At 38.0% G+C, this 17,018-nt stretch carries 17 protein-coding genes and 1 tRNA gene; 4 read left to right on the plus strand and 14 right to left on the minus strand.

Features of this window, described 5'->3' with window-relative positions; genetic code table 11:
• Positions 1–43: 43 nt before the first annotated feature.
• From atpE to rpoN, 12 genes are all read right to left on the minus strand, one after another.
• Entirely contained in the window at positions 44–256 is a 213-nt protein-coding gene (atpE, locus tag HMPREF9088_RS07955) for an ATP synthase F0 subunit C (RefSeq protein WP_007208686.1), read from the minus strand.
• A 32-nt stretch (positions 257–288) separates the two neighbouring features.
• A complete protein-coding gene (gene atpB / locus HMPREF9088_RS07960) occupies positions 289–1,008 on the minus strand; it encodes a F0F1 ATP synthase subunit A (RefSeq protein WP_007208687.1) in 720 nt (239 codons plus the stop codon).
• A gap of 266 nt (positions 1,009–1,274) precedes the next feature.
• Complete coding sequence (smpB, locus tag HMPREF9088_RS07965; RefSeq protein WP_007208688.1) at positions 1,275–1,733, minus strand: SsrA-binding protein SmpB; 459 nt, start codon at positions 1,731–1,733, stop codon at positions 1,275–1,277.
• A 12-nt stretch (positions 1,734–1,745) separates the two neighbouring features.
• The gene (gene rnr, locus HMPREF9088_RS07970; protein ID WP_007208689.1) at positions 1,746–4,091 is read right to left on the minus strand and encodes a ribonuclease R; all 2,346 of its coding nucleotides are present in this window, start codon (positions 4,089–4,091) and stop codon (positions 1,746–1,748) included.
• On the minus strand, positions 4,081–4,857 hold the full coding sequence (locus tag HMPREF9088_RS07975) for an alpha/beta hydrolase (protein WP_007208690.1): 777 nt from the start codon (positions 4,855–4,857) through the stop codon (positions 4,081–4,083). The genes rnr and HMPREF9088_RS07975 overlap by 11 nt, the downstream gene beginning before the upstream one ends.
• A gap of 66 nt (positions 4,858–4,923) precedes the next feature.
• Complete coding sequence (gene secG, locus HMPREF9088_RS07980; protein WP_007208691.1) at positions 4,924–5,160, minus strand: preprotein translocase subunit SecG; 237 nt, start codon at positions 5,158–5,160, stop codon at positions 4,924–4,926.
• Positions 5,161–5,302: 142 nt separating this feature from the next.
• Positions 5,303–6,604 carry a surface-displayed alpha-enolase gene (eno, locus tag HMPREF9088_RS07985; RefSeq protein ID WP_007208692.1) on the minus strand — a complete coding sequence of 434 codons (1,302 nt, stop codon included), beginning with the start codon at positions 6,602–6,604 and terminating at the stop codon, positions 5,303–5,305.
• 117 nt (positions 6,605–6,721) lie between these two features.
• A complete protein-coding gene (gene tpiA, locus HMPREF9088_RS07990; RefSeq protein WP_007208693.1) occupies positions 6,722–7,477 on the minus strand; it encodes a triose-phosphate isomerase in 756 nt (251 codons plus the stop codon).
• Between the two features lie 48 nt (positions 7,478–7,525).
• On the minus strand, positions 7,526–8,716 hold the full coding sequence (locus tag HMPREF9088_RS07995; protein WP_007208694.1) for a phosphoglycerate kinase: 1,191 nt from the start codon (positions 8,714–8,716) through the stop codon (positions 7,526–7,528).
• A gap of 110 nt (positions 8,717–8,826) precedes the next feature.
• Positions 8,827–9,828 (minus strand): type I glyceraldehyde-3-phosphate dehydrogenase, encoded by a 1,002-nt coding sequence (gene gap, locus HMPREF9088_RS08000; RefSeq protein WP_007208695.1) that lies wholly within the window; start codon positions 9,826–9,828, stop codon positions 8,827–8,829.
• Positions 9,829–9,867: 39 nt separating this feature from the next.
• Positions 9,868–10,911, minus strand: coding sequence for a sugar-binding transcriptional regulator (locus HMPREF9088_RS08005; RefSeq protein ID WP_040366839.1), 1,044 nt, complete (start codon positions 10,909–10,911; stop codon positions 9,868–9,870).
• A 231-nt stretch (positions 10,912–11,142) separates the two neighbouring features.
• Positions 11,143–12,462 (minus strand): RNA polymerase factor sigma-54, encoded by a 1,320-nt coding sequence (gene rpoN / locus HMPREF9088_RS08010; RefSeq protein ID WP_007208697.1) that lies wholly within the window; start codon positions 12,460–12,462, stop codon positions 11,143–11,145.
• A 50-nt stretch (positions 12,463–12,512) separates the two neighbouring features.
• Between rpoN and HMPREF9088_RS08015 the strand changes: the two genes are divergently transcribed.
• Positions 12,513–12,584 (plus strand) — tRNA-Arg (locus HMPREF9088_RS08015).
• A 115-nt stretch (positions 12,585–12,699) separates the two neighbouring features.
• Here the strand turns inward: HMPREF9088_RS08015 and rpoE are convergent.
• Both rpoE and HMPREF9088_RS08025 read right to left on the minus strand, forming a co-directional pair.
• A complete protein-coding gene (gene rpoE / locus HMPREF9088_RS08020) occupies positions 12,700–13,302 on the minus strand; it encodes a DNA-directed RNA polymerase subunit delta (protein ID WP_007208698.1) in 603 nt (200 codons plus the stop codon).
• 84 nt (positions 13,303–13,386) lie between these two features.
• Positions 13,387–13,824: a YwiB family protein gene (locus HMPREF9088_RS08025; RefSeq protein WP_007208699.1), complete on the minus strand. Its 438-nt coding sequence runs from the start codon at positions 13,822–13,824 to the stop codon at positions 13,387–13,389.
• Positions 13,825–13,970: 146 nt separating this feature from the next.
• Here HMPREF9088_RS08025 and HMPREF9088_RS08030 point away from each other — a divergent pair, with 146 nt between their 5' ends.
• The 3 genes from HMPREF9088_RS08030 to yidA are packed head-to-tail and all read left to right on the plus strand — an operon-like array spanning position 13,971 to position 16,958.
• Positions 13,971–14,792 (plus strand): lipoate--protein ligase family protein, encoded by an 822-nt coding sequence (locus tag HMPREF9088_RS08030; RefSeq protein WP_007208700.1) that lies wholly within the window; start codon positions 13,971–13,973, stop codon positions 14,790–14,792.
• Positions 14,776–16,134, plus strand: coding sequence for an HD domain-containing protein (locus HMPREF9088_RS08035; protein WP_007208701.1), 1,359 nt, complete (start codon positions 14,776–14,778; stop codon positions 16,132–16,134). The genes HMPREF9088_RS08030 and HMPREF9088_RS08035 overlap by 17 nt, the downstream gene beginning before the upstream one ends.
• Before the next feature lie 14 nt (positions 16,135–16,148).
• On the plus strand, positions 16,149–16,958 hold the full coding sequence (gene yidA / locus HMPREF9088_RS08040; protein WP_007208702.1) for a sugar-phosphatase: 810 nt from the start codon (positions 16,149–16,151) through the stop codon (positions 16,956–16,958).
• The last annotated feature ends 60 nt before the right edge of the window (positions 16,959–17,018 follow it).

Here is a 17,018-nt window from a genome sequence, read left to right on the forward strand (position 1 = left end):
AGGATGTAACCAAAAATTACAAATCCACTATTCTTTGATTTGATTATCTGAAAACTAGTAATAACGCAATAACGACCCCTAGAATCGGCACAGCTTCAACAAGTGCTACCCCAATAAACATCGTAGAACGCAATTGGCCTGTCATTTCAGGTTGGCGAGCCATTGATTCAATTGTTTTTGAAATAACTTGACCATTACCATATCCTGCTCCAATTGCTGCTCCGATAATTGCTAATCCTGCTGCGATAAAATTCATGTTGTTTTCCTCCTAATAAGTTTTCACTTTTTTTAATGTTCTTCCACAATTTTGTGGCTTAAAAATACCATGAATAAGGTGACAAAGACATATGCTTGAATTGCTCCGATAAATAATGAAAAGGCAATCCAAATCATTTCAAGCGGTATTACGATAGGTAGTGACCACCACCCTATAGAAATTAGCATTTTTGCAATTAACCCTAGTAACACTTCACCAGCAAAAATATTCCCATATAACCGTAGTCCCAATGTAATGATATTCGTAAACTCTTCAATAATCTTAATAGGTAATAAAAATCCTACTGGTTTTAGATAAGCATTTACTAAATATCGCTTAAATCCTAACTTTTTCACACCAAAGAAATGGGTCATAGCAATCGCCATTAATGCAAGTGTCAAAGTTACGGCTGGATTAGCAGTTGGTGACTTCCAAAGAGTCAAATCTTTTTCAACAACTATTTTGGTTACTAATCCAATTTCATTGGCAATAAAAATAAATAAAAACAAAGTCACGGCAATTAAATGATACGTACTGACATCCTTACCTGGTAAATTATCACCAACAATTTTTCGAACAAATTCAATAATCCATTCGATAAAATTTTGTTTACCAGTCGGTTTTAATTTCAAGTTCCTTGTGCATAGGAACACAATAAGAAAAACCAATAAACATGTAATAGCCGTCATAATCAAAATAGTCCCATCAAACCATAGCGGCCCAATACGAAACAATAAAGATTGTTCTTCCAAATGGTCTCACCTCTTTTCGACAAAGATCAACCAACGATGATCTTGTGATATTTTAATCATTCTTAGCGACAACGGTATCATACCACCACTAGTAGAAAATTTCAAAATATTTTCAAAAAAATTTAGACATATTCTCAAAACTGTTCAATGAATTTCAAGTGTTGGTACTAACCTCAATAAATAAGCCGCCTTCAAACCAATCCTATCAGACAATGACGTGAATTTAAAGTAAGATTAACAAAATTTCACAAAAATCCATGATACGTTTAAAAGTTTTTCAAAACACGACTAATTTGTCGTTCTTGGTCTTTTCTTTTCAATGTTTCGCGTTTATCATACTCTCTTTTCCCTTTGGCTAACCCAATCAAAACTTTTGCAAAGCCATCTTTTATATAGACTTTTAATGGCACAATTGTTGTCCCCGGATTTTTTGCTTCGTTAGCAAGCTTTTGGATTTGCTTTTTATGCAAAAGAAGCTTTCTTGTTCTTAAGGGATCGTGATTAAAAATGTTTCCTTGGTCATACGGACTTATATGGACATTGTACAGATAAGCTTCGCCATTACGAATACGAACGAACCCATCTTTTAGATTAATGCGACTGTCCCGCACAGATTTGATTTCCGTACCTTGCAATACCACTCCCGCCTCGATTGTCTCAAGGATGCTATAATCGTGACGGGCTTTTTTATTTTGAGCAATGAGTTTTCCTTCACCTTTTGGCATAAGATCCTCCTCTTAACGAGTTTTTTTCTTTGTTTTTTTCTTTTTTGCTACTTCTTTATAAAATGGCTTTTTCTTTGGCTTTGCTTTTGGTTGTTTTTTATTTTTTGCTGTTTTTTTCTTTGATTGAAACTCTTGGCTTTTCGGTTGACGTCTTTTACTTCGATTTTGTTGAGTGAGATTTGGTAGTGCCTCTACTTGCTCAGAATGAATCAGCTCGAAATCAATCTCACGAGTATCAGGATCTGACTTTGTTACTTTCACTAGGACTTTTTGACCAATTTTAAAGGTTCTACCAGTCCGTTCGCCCACTAACGCCAAATGTGTATCAATAAAATGATAATAATCGTCTTTTAACTCATTAATATGGATTAAACCTTCCACAGTGTTTTCAAGTTCAACGAAAAACCCAAACTTCACTACAGAACTAATCATTCCTTCGAACTCTTCGCCAATATGATCTGCCATAAATTCTGCTTTCTTCAAAGCATCTACTTCACGTTCTACCTCCACAGCCTTGCGTTCCATTTGTGAGCTATGGTTAGCAATATCAGGAAGTTTTTCAGCCCATTTTTGCTGATTTTCCTTGGACCGATCATTGTCATACGAACGAATCAAGCGATGGACGATTAAATCTGGATACCGTCTAATCGGTGAAGTAAAGTGCGTATAGTAGTCCGCTGCTAAGCCATAATGTCCTTCATTACTCTCAGAATACTTTGCTTGTTGCATACTACGTAATAACATGGTGCTAATAACAGGTGCTTCGGGTTTTCCAGCGACACTTTCAAGAACATTTTGTAAATCTTTTGGAGAGATACTTCCTTTTGTCTGCTTGACGATGAGACCTAGGGCAGCTGCGAACGTAAAGAAACGTTGCACTTTTTCTTCTTTTGGATCTTCATGAATCCGATAAATAAACGGTAGCTGCTTCGTCTCAAAATGCTCTGCAACTGTTTCATTAGCCGCTAACATAAATGACTCAATCATGCGTTCACCAATCCCACGAGAACGAAAGACAATATCTACTGGATGTCCTTGTTCATCAACAAGGACTTTCGCTTCAGAATCCTCAAAAGATACCGCACCTCTTCTCCTGCGCATGTCAGTCAAGATATGGTGTAATTCAGCCATCTCATGAAACATTGGTACTAGGTTTTTGTAGTGTGCTATCGTTTCTTGTTCTTGATTCTCCAAAATATCATTAACGGCAGTATACGTCATCCGTTCTGTCGTTTGAATCACACTTTGAAAAATAGCGTAATTTTGGACTTTCCCAGTCGAGTCAATCTCCATTTCACAACTCATTGCTAATCTAGGAACCCGTGGATTTAATGAACAAATGCCATTAGACAAGCGTTGCGGTAGCATCGGTATTACACGGTCGGTCAAGTAGACACTCGTACCTCTTTCAAAAGCTTCCTGATCCAGCGCAGAATTTTCACGAACGTAATAGGAGACATCAGCGATATGCACTCCCAAAAAATAGTTACCATTCGCTAATTTACGTACTGTCACCGCGTCATCTAAGTCCTTCGCATCTTCCCCATCAATCGTGACAATCACTTCATCTCGTCGATCTTTGCGACCTGATAGTTCTTTTTCATCGATGGAATCACTCGTTTGATCTGCTTCTTTTTGAACTTCTTCAGGAAAGGTTGTTGCTAATCCATGAGAAACAACAATGGACATAATATCAATGCCAGGGTCGTTTTTGTGACCGAGAACAGAAAGTACGACACCCTCTGCACTTGTAGCATATCCAGGCTCAGGATAATGACTAATCGTCACTTTCACAATGGCGCCCTCCACCGGTCGAATACCGACAGCAGAAATAAAAATTTTAATGCCATTTAATTTTTTATCTTTTGGCGTAACATAGCCGTATAGATCAGTCTCTTGAATTTCCTCTTCCTCATACAAGTGAAACTCTCCCACGACCTCAGAGAATGCCCGTTGAATGATTTCTTGGACTTTTCCTTCTGCACCTTTATCACTACCAGGTAACGCGGGCTTCGTGATGTCTATCGCGACAGTATCACCATCCATCGCATAACCCGTCGCTCCTTGAGGAATATAAATATCCTCTTCTTCATCAGGAATGCTCACAAAGCCAAAGCCTCGCTCATTTGCACGAAAAGTTCCCTCAACCAAGATTTGTGGACTTGGAAGTTTCACTTTCCCTTTATTTGTAAACTCGATCGCTTTGTCGCGCTCCATACTTGCTAAAGTTTGTACGAGCAACTTAAAGTCTGCACTTTTTTGTAAACCTAACCCCGTTGCCAATTCTTCGACTGAAAAGGTTCGTTTCTTTTGATTCAGCAAATACTGATTGACGTGCTCTTTGATTTTATTGGTCATGCATTTCCTCTTTCCAAGGTAAACTCTCGATAAACGAGAGTACGTCTCTTTCAAATTCTTTGTGTTCTTTCCCAACTGTTACTACATGTCCACTATTAGGATACCATTGTAATGTAAATTTTTGGCTTTTTATTTTTTGAATCACTGTAAACACACTATCCGGTGAAATCATCTCATCCAATGCTGCCTGAGCAATAAAATAAGGTGCATCCATTTGTGAGAGTTGCTCATACGTCCTTCTCCCATGGGTATGGATGTTTTCAAGTTGTGTGTCTACCAGTGAGGGAATGGCCTCTAAACGACGTTGCTGCTCTTCTGGTGTATCATCAGAAAAAGTATCTAACATGAATTGGGCATAACGGTAAAAATTTTCAGGTACATTGGTCTTTTCAGGTAATAATGGAGAACAAAAAGCCCCACCGCCAATTAAGCCACTAATTTTTTCTTCTAAGGCTCTCGTGGCGAATAAACCACCCATTGATAAACCAAATATAGCAATCTCTTGAAATCCTTCTTGTTTTAAAAAGGCAATCGCCGCTTGTGTATCTTGCCACCATTGATCTGGCTCTTCATTTAAGATATCTTCTGGATTCCTTGTGCCGTGACCTGTGAATATTGGCGTATAGACTGTATAATTTGCCTGCTCTAGAAAGCGTGCCAACATCCGCACATCATTAGGGCTACCAGAGTACGCATGTAGTAAAATAATGGCTCGACTAGTTTTTTTAACATAAATTGGTTTAGGATTCATAAATTTTTTCTTCATAGTTCACCTCGGCTATTTTTTATACATATCTAGCAAAAAACCTCTCATTTCTGAGAGGCTTCAAGATTATTTTGATGATAAGAAAGCTAGCACAAATAGTAAGATGATCCAAATCGCTCCTAAAATTGCTGTTGAGCGTTGCATTACTGCTTCAAATCCTCGTGCTTTTTGCTTTCCAAATAATTGATCTGCTCCACCCGTAAAGGCGCTTGCTGCACTATTTTGTTTGCTTGGTTGCATCATAATCGTTGCTATAATAACAAATGACAACACAATGACTACACCTAAAATGAAATCGTACATGCTTAAAAAACCTCCCTAGTTGCCGAAAATATCTCATTACTACTCTAGCATATTTAAGCAAAACTTACCACAAAAATTTATTTAGCTCAAAACGAAAAACCTCTCTACAAGTGTAGAGAGGCCCCCATCATCAAATGAATGATTATTTGTTTTTTAAGTTGTAGAAAGATTTCAAACCTTTGTATTCAGCAACTTCACCTAATTGGTCTTCGATACGTAATAATTGGTTGTATTTTGCAATACGGTCAGTACGTGAAAGAGAACCAGTTTTAATTTGGCCAGCGTTTGTTGCTACAGCGATATCAGAGATTGTTGAATCTTCTGTTTCACCAGAACGGTGAGAAACAACTGCAGTGTAGCCAGCTTCTTTAGCCATTTCGATTGCATTAAATGTTTCAGTTAATGTACCGATTTGGTTCACTTTGATTAGGATTGAGTTACCAATTCCTTGTTCGATACCTTTTTCAAGTTTTTCAGTGTTTGTAACGAATAAATCATCACCAACTAATTGAACTTTGTCGCCTAGACGGTCAGTTAATAGTTTCCAACCATCCCAGTCGTTTTCATCCATACCATCTTCAATTGTGATGATTGGGTATTTGTTAACTAATTCTTCAAGGTAGTCTACTTGTTCAGCAGCAGTACGTTTAACGCCTGTTTCACCTTCAAATTTAGTATAGTCATATACGCCGTTTTCGTAGAATTCAGATGAAGCACAGTCAAAACCAAGATATACATCTTTACCTGGTTCTAAGCCAACTTTTTTAATAGCAGCTAAGATTGTTTCAACTCCGTCTTCAGTTCCTTCAAAACGAGGAGCAAATCCACCTTCGTCACCAACAGATGTTTCTAATCCGCGGTCATGTAGGATACCTTTCAAAGCGTGGAAGATTTCAGCACCCCAACGTAATGCTTCTTTAAATGTAGGTGCGCCTACAGGTAAGATCATGAATTCTTGGAAAGCGATTGGTGCATCTGAGTGAGAACCACCATTTACAATGTTCATCATTGGTGTAGGTAATACTTTTGTATTAAATCCACCTAAGTAATGGTATAAAGGTACTTCTAGATAGTCTGCAGCAGCACGAGCAACAGCGATTGAAACACCTAGAATAGCGTTCGCACCTAATTTTCCTTTATTAGGAGTACCATCTAAAGCGATCATTGCTTTATCAATTGCCATTTGATCACGAACATCGTAACCGATAATCGCTTCTGCAATCACGTTATTTACGTTGTCAACTGCTTTAGTAACACCTTTTCCACCATAACGAGCTTTGTCACCGTCACGTAATTCGACAGCTTCGTATTCACCAGTTGAAGCTCCAGAAGGAACCATTCCGCGTCCAAACGCACCTGATTCTGTATAAACTTCTACTTCGATTGTTGGGTTACCACGTGAGTCTAAGACTTCGCGAGCGTAAACATCAGTAATAATTGACATGATTTTGTCTCTCCTTTAAGTGTTGTTATATTAAAAAGGAATATTCCTTTTTTTAACATCTTTATTGTAATGAATTTTTGTGTATCCTGCAATTGAAATTGCAGTTTGTTACCAAATTTATTTTACAGCATCTAATAATGCTAAGAATGAATCAGCTTCCAAGCTTGCGCCACCAACTAATGCGCCATCAACATTTTCTTTTGCCATGTATTCAGCGATATTTTCTGGTTTTACTGAACCACCGTATTGGATACGGACTTTAGATGCTACGTCATTGCCGTATAATTTTTCTACAGTCGAACGTACCACACCACATATTGTATCTGCAATCGTTGCATCAGCAGATTTACCAGTTCCAATAGCCCAGATTGGTTCATACGCAATCACCATGCTGCTTACTTGTTCAGCAGATAAATCAGCTAAGCCAGCTGTAATTTGTCCTTCGATCCATTCAGCTGTTTTTTCAGCTTCATATGTTTCAAGAGATTCACCACAACATAGGATTGGTAACATACCGTTTGCAAAAATTGCTTTGGCTTTTTTGTTGATTTCTTCATCTGTTTCGTGGAAGTATTCACGACGTTCAGAATGGCCAATAATTACATATTGAACACCAAGGTCTGCTAAAGCTGCTGGTGAAATTTCACCAGTGAACGCACCAGCATTTTCCCAGTAGCAGTTTTGAGCAGCAACTTTTAAATCAGTTCCTTTAGACTCAGATACCAAAGTTTCTAAAAATAATGCTGGTGAACCAACAACTGAATCTACCTTGTCGTTGCTAGGGATTTTTGTTGCTACTGCTTGAGCAAAAGCTTTTGCTTCAGAAGCAGTTTTGTTCATTTTCCAGTTTCCTGCGATAATTGGTTTACGCATGTTTGACACTCCTCTATAAAAAACATTCACTATATTTACTAATTTAGATTATTTATCGTTAATAGCAGCTAATCCTGGTAAAGTCTTGCCTTCTAATAATTCAAGACTCGCACCACCACCAGTAGAGATGTGGGTAAATTTGTCAGCAAAGCCTAATTGTTCAGCTGCAGCAGCAGAATCGCCACCACCAATAATTGTGATTGCATCTGGTAATTCAGCAATTGCTTTACATACACCAATAGTCCCTTTAGCAAAGTTAGACAGTTCGAATACGCCCATTGGACCATTCCATACAACTGATTTTGCGCCTTGCAATTCTTTTGTAAATAGTTCAACGGTTTTTGGACCGATATCTAGACCTTCTAAGTCATCAGGAACATTTTTTTCATGAATTTCTGTGTGAGCATCGTTGCTAAAGTCATCTGCACAAACAGTATCGATTGGTAAGATAATTTTGCCATCTGCTTTTTCTAATAAGCTTTTAGCTAAGTCTACTTTATCTAATTCACAAATAGATTTACCTACTGAATGGCCTAATGCCTTGTAGAATGTGTAAGTCATTCCACCACCAATAAGAATTTTATCAGCTTTATCGATTAAGTTTTCGATTACACCAATTTTATCTGATACTTTTGCTCCACCTAAGATAGCCACCATCGGACGTTTTGGATTTTCAACTAATCCACCAACAAAGTTGATTTCTTTTTCCATTAAGAATCCAGCAACAGTCGGAATACCAGTAGAAGCAATACCAACATTAGAGGCGTGTGCACGGTGAGCTGTACCAAATGCATCATTTACAAATACATCGCCTAAAGAAGCCCAGTATTTGCCTAATTCTGGATCATTTTTGCTTTCTTTTTTGCCGTCGATGTCTTCAAAACGAGTGTTTTCAAATAAAACAACATCTCCGTCTTTCATCCCAGCGATTGCAGCTTCTAATTTTTCACCACGTGTTTCTGGCACAAATGTTACTTCTTTGCCTAATAATTCACTTAAACGTTTAGCAACTGGTGCCAATGATTTTCCAGCTTTATCTTCTTCTGTTTTTACACGACCCAGGTGAGAGAACAAGATTGCTTTACCATCATGATCTAATACATACTTAATTGTAGGTAGTGCTGCTTTAATTCTTGTATCGTCAGTAATTACTCCGTCTTTCAATGGAACATTGAAATCCACACGTACCAATACTTTTTTGTCTTTTAAGTCAAGATCTTCAATAGTCATCTTTGCCATTGAATATACCTCCTAGCTATTATACAACAGTTATTTTCTAAAAAAAAAGCGGAGAAGCGCGCTGCTCCCCCGCTCATACAATGCAAAATTAGATTTTATGACTACAAATCTTATAATTTAGCGAAGTATTCTAAAGTACGAACTAATTGTGAAGTGTAAGACATTTCATTGTCATACCAAGCAACTGTTTTAACCAATTGTTTGTCGCCAACTGTCATAACACGAGTTTGTGTTGCATCGAATAAAGAACCAAAGTTGATTCCAACAATATCAGATGAAACGATTTCGTCAGTTGTGTAACCAAATGATTCGTTAGATGCTTTTTCCATTGCAGCATTTACTTCGTCAACAGTTACTTGTTTTTCTAATACAGTAACTAATTCAGTTAATGAACCAGTTGGAACAGGAACACGTTGTGCAGCTCCATCTAATTTGCCGTTCAATTCAGGGATTACTAAACCGATTGCTTTAGCCGCACCTGTTGAGTTAGGAACGATGTTTGCAGCAGCAGCACGCGCACGACGGAAGTCGCCTTTAGGGTGTGGTCCGTCTAAAGTCATTTGGTCACCTGTGTAAGCATGGATAGTTGTCATTAATCCTTCAACAACACCAAAATCGTCATTTAAAGTTTTAGCCATTGGAGCTAAACAGTTAGTAGTACATGAAGCACCAGAGATTACTGTTTCGTCTCCAGTTAATGTTTCATGGTTTACGTTGTAAACGATTGTTGGTACATCGTTACCACCAGGAGCAGAGATAACTACACGTTTCGCACCAGCTTTTAAGTGTAATTCTGCTTTTTCTTTAGAAGTGAAGAATCCAGTACATTCTAAAACGATATCAACACCTAATTCACCCCAAGGTAATTCTTCAGGGTTACGGTTAGCTAATACTTTAACTTCTTTTCCGTTAACATTGAAAGATCCTTCGTGAACTTCAACTGTACCATTGAAACGGCCTTGTGTTGTATCATATTTTAACAAGTGAGCTAACATTTTAGCATCTGTTAAGTCATTGATAGCAACTACTTCGATTCCTTCTACATCTTGGATACGACGAAATGCTAAACGTCCAATACGTCCAAATCCATTAATACCTACTTTAACTGTCATTTAAGATTTCCTCCTTATGAAAATCATAAAAATTTTATTTTAAAGGGTTACCCCTTTTAAAATCTCATTAGCAGCAGCTTCATCAGTGATGAGCCACGTTTGTTTTGGTGCATTTTGCATGTAAGCTCGAATTGCTTTGGCCTTTCCTCGTCCACCTGCAACTGCAAATACATAGGGAATATGTTGAATATCTTTCAATTGTAACCCAATTCGAGGGATTTTATAAATAATCTCTCCTTGTTCATTGAAAAAATACCCAAATGACTCAGCAACCGCATGCTTTTGTTTTAGCATTAAAATATCGGTCTCTGGCATTTTCCTTCTTGCTGCCATGTGCAGTGCTCGTCCAATCCCGTGAATCACACAATTTGCCTGTCCAATCAAATTTAATACTTCTTTAATCGAAGGCTCTTGTAGTAGTGAATCATATGTTGTGGAGCTCAATTGTTCTGGAACGAACAACGAACGATAATCACCATGCGATTTCATCGCCATTACGGCGCTGACTGAATTGGCTTGTACATTTACAGATTCCCCAATTCCTCCGCGAGCTGGTACAAATAAATTGTGTCGGCGATCAGTTTCCAAACTTCTCAATTCTTCCGCAGCCATCGCCATGGTTGTACCACCCATTACAGCAATGATATTGCTTTTTTCTGGAAGCTTTGCATCAAGTGCTTCATTAAGCAATCTTCCAAATGAACTGATCACTTTTCTTTGTTGGTCAGAATCTCCATCAGCAATTAAACATTTGTCAATACCAAAATAGCTTGCCAATTGCTTTTCTAGCTGTCTCATCCCAAAAAGACGATCTACTAGTGAACCCAACTGGGAATATAACTGCTCCCCTTTTTTGGTGAGTAACATCCCACTTTTTGATGAAGAAATCAGATTTAAGTTTTTCAACCCATCTGTTTCAGTTCTCAAAACTCGTTCAGTCAAGCCAAGACTTTCTGATAAGCTTCTACGTCCTACCGGTTGCATCCAGTAAATATGCTGGAGAATACGATATCGTTCTTGTAAAACGGTCAAGATATCCGGAACGATTTCCTCTAACACTTTAAAATCATCTTGCTTTTGCATAAAAACCTCCGGCGGACAAAAAACGTCCAACATAGACTTAATACGACCCGTTGAGGATAAAAATTTTTGAAGAGCATCTAATAACTCTTACAAATGAATGATAGCACGATTTGAATTATGATGCAACCATTAGCTGTTCAACATTTTAATGAATAAGAAATCTTAACACTTTATTCATAAGGAAACACTTCATAATCGCTCTACATAGCGGTTATGAAGTGTTTAAAAATTTTAATCAAATCGTTTTCTTTTAGAGGAGCCTAAAATACCTAATTCTTCACGATACTTCGCAACCGTCCTCCTAGAAAGATTGATTCCTACACTCTTCATTAGCTCTACTACCTTTTGATCAGATAGTGGCTTCCTTTTATCCTCATTACGAATAAACTGAACAAGATGCTCTTTTGCTTGTTGTGTAGATATCGCTTCACCACTTTCACTTGCAAGTTTTGCGACAAAAAAATGCTTTAATTCAAAAATACCAAAACTTGTTTCAAGATATTTATGATTTACTGACCGACTCACAGTTGATTCGTGAATCGCTAACTCATCAGCAATTTCTTTTAGGGTTAGTGGCCTCAACGGATGTGTTTCTTCTAAGAAAAAAGCCTTTTGATGACGTACAATACATTCTCCAACACGCAAAATTGTATTGCCTCTTTGATCAATTGTTTTTTTCAGCCATTCGTAGTTTTGTTTTTTTTCTTTTAAAAATTTTTTGACATCCAGATCCGTCGTCTCCTTGAATTGATCAAAATACTCTTCATTTAACTTTAATGGTGGCTGAATGGAGCGCGTAGATTTTAACACAATCTCATTTCCCACGATATCGACTTTTAAATCGGGAATAATGTATAATCCCTCGTCCTTTTGAAAGAATCCTCCTGGCGCTGGTGATAAAGTCTGAATATAGTCAAAAACCTTTTGGACATCTTCTAGCGTTACCTCCAACTGCTTACTAATCTCAAGCCATTTTCTTTCAACTAATTGATCAAAATAGCTTTCAAGAATTATATAAGCAATGGACGGTGCATAGTTATCTCGCTCTGTTTGAAGCATGAGACATTCTTGTAAATTTCTCGCACCTACTCCGGCTGGATCCAGTTGTTGAATTAAAGTCAACGCATCCAACAATTCAATATAGCTTTTTTGAAGTTCATCACTAATGTCATGCAAAGATGTTCGTAAAAATCCATCATTGTCCAAATAGCTGATTAATGTTATGACTAGTTTTCTCAATGGTGTGTCGCGGTAATTCAAATGAACTTGTGCTAACAAATATTCAAAAAAAGAATGGTGCGTATCGGCTATTTGACCAAAATTTGTCTCTACCGGTGTTGAGGTGTTTCCCAATGTATTTTTTCGGGCTAATCCATTGTAGTATTGGCTATTTAATTCAATTAATGGGTTTTCAAGAGTTTGCTGATTAATAAATTCAAAAAGTTCTTCACCACTAAATTGCAAAACTTTAAGTGACTGCTGTAACTGCTGTGTCAGCGCTAGTTGTTGCACCTGGCGTTGCTTCTGGGAAAGTTGCTGTTCAAATTTCATGTTTACCCCCTTGTTTTTTTCAAAATATTCGTTATACTAATTAAGTGCTTGCACCCTTAGTGTAGTGGATATCACACAAGATTCCGGTTCTTGAGACAGGGGTTCGATTCCCTTAGGGTGCGTAGTTTCATCTGTAATAGCATACAACAGATTGTTCTAGAACTCAATCTGGATTGGCTAATGATTTTCGATAAAAAAACACCCGGCTCAAATTGAGCTGGGTGTTTTTTGTTTAGACTATTCTTCATCGTCTTTGTAAAGTTCTTCGTCGTCTTCATCGTCTTCGATAATTGTTAAGTCTTCTTCGATATTTTCAGGAACTTGTTCTTCATCGTCTTCTGATGCGTCTGCTCCAATTTCTTGTAAATCAGAGTTGTATGCCGAAATTTCTTCATCGTCATCATCATCATCTTCAAATAAATCATCCTCGTCATCTGACAAATCTGCATCTTCTGGATCATCATCATTGTAATCGATTGCGTCATCATCACCATTAATAAAGGCGTTGACTTTCTTGCGCTTTCTACGACGTGGCGCATCTTCATCATCTTCATCTAAGCCATGGTTTAATTCTTCATCAATTGAATCAATTGCATACCAAGATCTTAGTCCCCAACGGTTGTCGCCTAAAGAAATGAAACTTCCATCAATATTCAAATCTGTATAAAACTGAGCCAAAGAATCACGAATTTCACCATCCGATTTTCCAAGGTAGTTTTGAATCTGATTGACTAAATCAGAAAAGTCCATCACATCACCACGTTGTTCTAAAATCGCATGCGCCACTTCTATCATGGATAATTCGCTCTTATCTTTGCCTTCAAATACATTAATTTCCAATCGGGACACGTCCTTTCAAAGTCTACGTCTAATCATACAAAAACCGAGGCAAAAAAGCAATTTTTTCTTTCATTATTTCAAAAATTACACTGTAAATGTTAAGGAAAGTGAGTATTCTCCTATTTTTTGCTCAGCCATATATAAATCATACGAAAGCGAAACTGCTCCCGCGATGGGCTTATCTGTCAGGCTAACGTGCAAATTATGGGTATATGTACTAAAAAATAGCATACCAAATGGTGCTTTATATTGGCTTTCATTTCTTTCCTTATAAGTAAATTTCAAACGCAAACGCATTTCACCCGCGCGAATTAATTGTATGCTGCCATCCGGAAGTATTTTAATTGTGACCGGAATTTCTTCGGTCGAATCCGTTGCTTCCTCTTTGTAACGAATATATAATGTATCGCCAATTTTTACAATCTGGCCAGCCACATCAAAGACAAAGTCCTGACGTGTTCCTTCTTGTACTGTGACAGTCTCTAAATGGATAGCAATTGGTAATGCTTGTGTTAAATCCACAAATGTTCCTCCTTTAACTTACTAGCTCCATTGTTCATTTTTTTTGCTGTTTTGTCAATTTATCTACAATTTCAATCGGCTCCTTCCTTTTCACCCAAATTATCGTATATAATAAGTACAGAATACTTATGAGGAGAGATAATTATATGACTGTGTATCTTTTTGATCAAAGTGCTTCTCAGTCCATGACTTCTTTTTCACCCTTTGCCATCACTGATGTCTTTACGCAAGAGGCTGGTGAAACAAAAAATGCGTTTCTACATTTTTGGCAACTTGATCGTACGCTGATTCTAGGAATGAAAGACATGCGTGTCCCTTATTTGCAAAAAGGCTTACAATCTGTAATCCATTCAGGTTACCAGCCAATTGTTCGCAATGCTGGTGGGCTAGCCGTCATTGCTGATGAAGGCGTACTTAATATTTCATATATATTTCCAAAAAGTGAGCAACTTCGGCTGACAGATGAGGCATACCAGGTGATGTATCAGCTCACGAAAGAAGCGTTACCTGAGTTAGTGATTGAAGCATTTGAAATTAGTGATTCTTATTGTCCAGGAACGTTTGATTTATCTGTCAATGGCAAAAAAATAGCTGGCATTGCTCAGCGGCGTGTCAAAAATGGCATTGCAGTGATGATGTATTTAAGTGTCAATGGCGAGCAACAGCGTCGTGGTGAGCTTGTCCGAGCTTTCTACCAAAGTGGACTTCAAGAGCAGTTCGGCCAAGATGGTTATCCACCTGTCAATCCGGATAGTATGACAACTTTAAGCCAATTACTCAATACTGAGATGACTGTTGATCAAGTGAAAGGCCGTTTTGTCGCCTTGTTTGATGACCCTACAGTCATTTCATCGCTATCCGATTGGCTAGATCAGAGAGCGTCGGCAGACTTATATCGCACCAAAGAAAATAGTATGATTGATCGCAACGATCAAATAAAGGAGCTATTACATGACAACAGCCTATAAGCAACAGATGCTTCCCATTGAGAAGGTGTTTCGTGATCCGGTTCATAATTATATTCATGTGCAACATCAAGTGATTTTGGATCTGATTAATTCTCGAGAAGTCCAACGCTTACGTAGAATCCATCAGCTTGGTACATCTTCATTTACCTTTCATGGAGCAGAGCACACTCGCTTCTCGCACTCTTTGGGTGTTTATGAAATTGCGCGTAGAATTTGCGACATTTTCGAGCGAAATTTTTCAATCAAAAAAATGGGAGCAGCCGGTTGGGATGATTCTGAACGATTGGTAGTCTTGTGTGCTGCGCTCTTACATGACATTGGGCATGGGGCTTACTCTCATACCTTTGAACACATTTTTCAAACCAACCATGAAGCCATTACGGTAGATATCATTACCTCTCCTACTACGGAAGTGTACCAAATTTTGAACCGGGTAGAAGAAGGTTTTCCAGAAAAGGTAGCTAGCGTTATCACCAAACAATATCCAAATCCACAAGTAGTTCAAATGATCTCTAGTCAAATTGACGCCGATCGTATGGATTATTTATTGCGTGATGCCTACTTTACAGGTACGGAATATGGAACATTTGATATTACACGAATTTTGCGCGTAGTCAGACCCTATAATGATGGCATCTGCTTCGCAATGAACGGGATGCACGCAGTGGAAGATTACATAGTGAGTCGCTACCAAATGTACGTGCAAGTATATTTCCATCCTAGCTCGCGCGGAATGGAAGTCGTCTTACAACATTTATTAAATCGTGCCAAAGAATTGTATCCAGAAAACCAAGAGTGGTTCGAACGTCATTCCGAATTAATCGTTCCCTTTTTAAATGACGAATTCAAATTAGAAGATTACGTCCGCTTAGATGATGGCGTCTTGAATACCTATTTCAATCACTGGACCGATTCTTCTGATGCAATTTTAAGTGATTTGGCGAATCGATTCCTGAATCGAAAACCACTGAAATCAGCAAGTTTCCAGCCTGAGATTGATGAGCAGCTGATTCAACTTTTAAGAAAAGATGTCAAAAAAGTCGGCTACAATGACGAGTATTATACAGCTATTAATTCTAGTTTTGATTTGCCTTATGATTTTTACCGACCAAAATCAAACAAGCACCGTACTCAAATTGAGCTACAACAAAAAGATGGTAGCTTAGTAGAATTATCAAAAGTCAGTCCGCTTGTGGCTGCACTAGCTGGCCAGACGCAAGGTGACAACCGTTTTTATTTCCCTAGAGAAATGATTCATAACCAGCAACAAACAAACTACAATTTATTCAGCGAAACCTATGAGTCATTTCTTTCTCATATTCATAACGGTCACTTGCAATAGAAAGGAAAAGACAAATGACAATAAAACTAATCGCAATCGACATTGATGGTACTCTCTTAAACAGCCATCATCAAGTAACGGAAGCTGTCAAAGAAAGCTTAAAATTGGCACAAACAAAAGGAATTAAGATTGTCCTTTGTACTGGTCGTCCCTACTTAGGTGTCGAAAAATTAATTCAAGAATTAGACTTAACAAATGAAGACGACTATGTCATCAATTTTAATGGGTCGCTCGTGTTAAACTGCAAGACAAAAGAAAAAATCTCGCTATTTGGCTTATCGTATGAAGATTACCTAGCGATTGAAGTCGAGGCAAGAAGATTAAATTGCCCATTATTGACTGAAACGGAAGAAGCTATCTACACAGCCAATCGCGACGTTAGTCCTTATACTGTGCATGAAGCGTATTTGTCAACTATGCCCTTAAAGTATCGGACACCCGAAGAAATGACCCCTGACTTGAGCATTGTCAAAATGATGCTTATTGATGAACCGGAAAAATTAAATCGAACAATCAATCACCTATCGCGAGACTTCTATGAACGGTTTACAATTGTCAAAAGCGCCCCTTTCTTCCTTGAAGTACTCAACAAAGAAGTTAGTAAAGGCTTAGCATTAAGTCGTTTGAGTGAGCATTTAGGCCTTACAGCAGATGAAGTGATGGCCATTGGTGATAATGAAAATGATGTATCGATGTTGCAATATGCAGGACTAGGTGTCGCTATGGGCAATGCGACAGCAGCTATTCAAAAGCATGCCCAACACGTGACCAAATCAAATGATGAAGATGGCGTTGCCTATGCCATCCATACTTACGCGCTATAAAGAAGTAACAATTCGTACACAATTATTTTGTGCTGCTAAACTGATTAAACCCGCATGGTA

This window comes from Enterococcus italicus DSM 15952, from assembly GCF_000185365.1.
Classification (GTDB): domain Bacteria; phylum Bacillota; class Bacilli; order Lactobacillales; family Enterococcaceae; genus Enterococcus_G; species Enterococcus_G italicus.

Excerpts from the sequence above, each read along its gene's own strand:
- smpB (WP_007208688.1), bottom strand. The coding sequence starts at position 1,733 with ATGCCAAAAGGTGAAGGAAAACTCATTGCTCAAAATAAAAAAGCCCGT.
- gap (WP_007208695.1), bottom strand. The coding sequence starts at position 9,828 with ATGACAGTTAAAGTAGGTATTAATGGATTTGGACGTATTGGACGTTTA.
- HMPREF9088_RS07975 (WP_007208690.1), bottom strand. The coding sequence starts at position 4,857 with ATGAAGAAAAAATTTATGAATCCTAAACCAATTTATGTTAAAAAAACT.
- HMPREF9088_RS08005 (WP_040366839.1), bottom strand. The coding sequence starts at position 10,911 with ATGCAAAAGCAAGATGATTTTAAAGTGTTAGAGGAAATCGTTCCGGAT.
- eno (WP_007208692.1), bottom strand. The coding sequence starts at position 6,604 with ATGTCAATTATTACTGATGTTTACGCTCGCGAAGTCTTAGACTCACGT.
- HMPREF9088_RS07995 (WP_007208694.1), bottom strand. The coding sequence starts at position 8,716 with ATGGCAAAGATGACTATTGAAGATCTTGACTTAAAAGACAAAAAAGTA.
- tpiA (WP_007208693.1), bottom strand. The coding sequence starts at position 7,477 with ATGCGTAAACCAATTATCGCAGGAAACTGGAAAATGAACAAAACTGCT.
- rnr (WP_007208689.1), bottom strand. The coding sequence starts at position 4,091 with ATGACCAATAAAATCAAAGAGCACGTCAATCAGTATTTGCTGAATCAA.
- HMPREF9088_RS08030 (WP_007208700.1), top strand. The coding sequence starts at position 13,971 with ATGACTGTGTATCTTTTTGATCAAAGTGCTTCTCAGTCCATGACTTCT.
- yidA (WP_007208702.1), top strand. The coding sequence starts at position 16,149 with ATGACAATAAAACTAATCGCAATCGACATTGATGGTACTCTCTTAAAC.
- rpoN (WP_007208697.1), bottom strand. The coding sequence starts at position 12,462 with ATGAAATTTGAACAGCAACTTTCCCAGAAGCAACGCCAGGTGCAACAA.
- HMPREF9088_RS08035 (WP_007208701.1), top strand. The coding sequence starts at position 14,776 with ATGACAACAGCCTATAAGCAACAGATGCTTCCCATTGAGAAGGTGTTT.
- secG (WP_007208691.1), bottom strand. The coding sequence starts at position 5,160 with ATGTACGATTTCATTTTAGGTGTAGTCATTGTGTTGTCATTTGTTATT.
- atpE (WP_007208686.1), bottom strand. The coding sequence starts at position 256 with ATGAATTTTATCGCAGCAGGATTAGCAATTATCGGAGCAGCAATTGGA.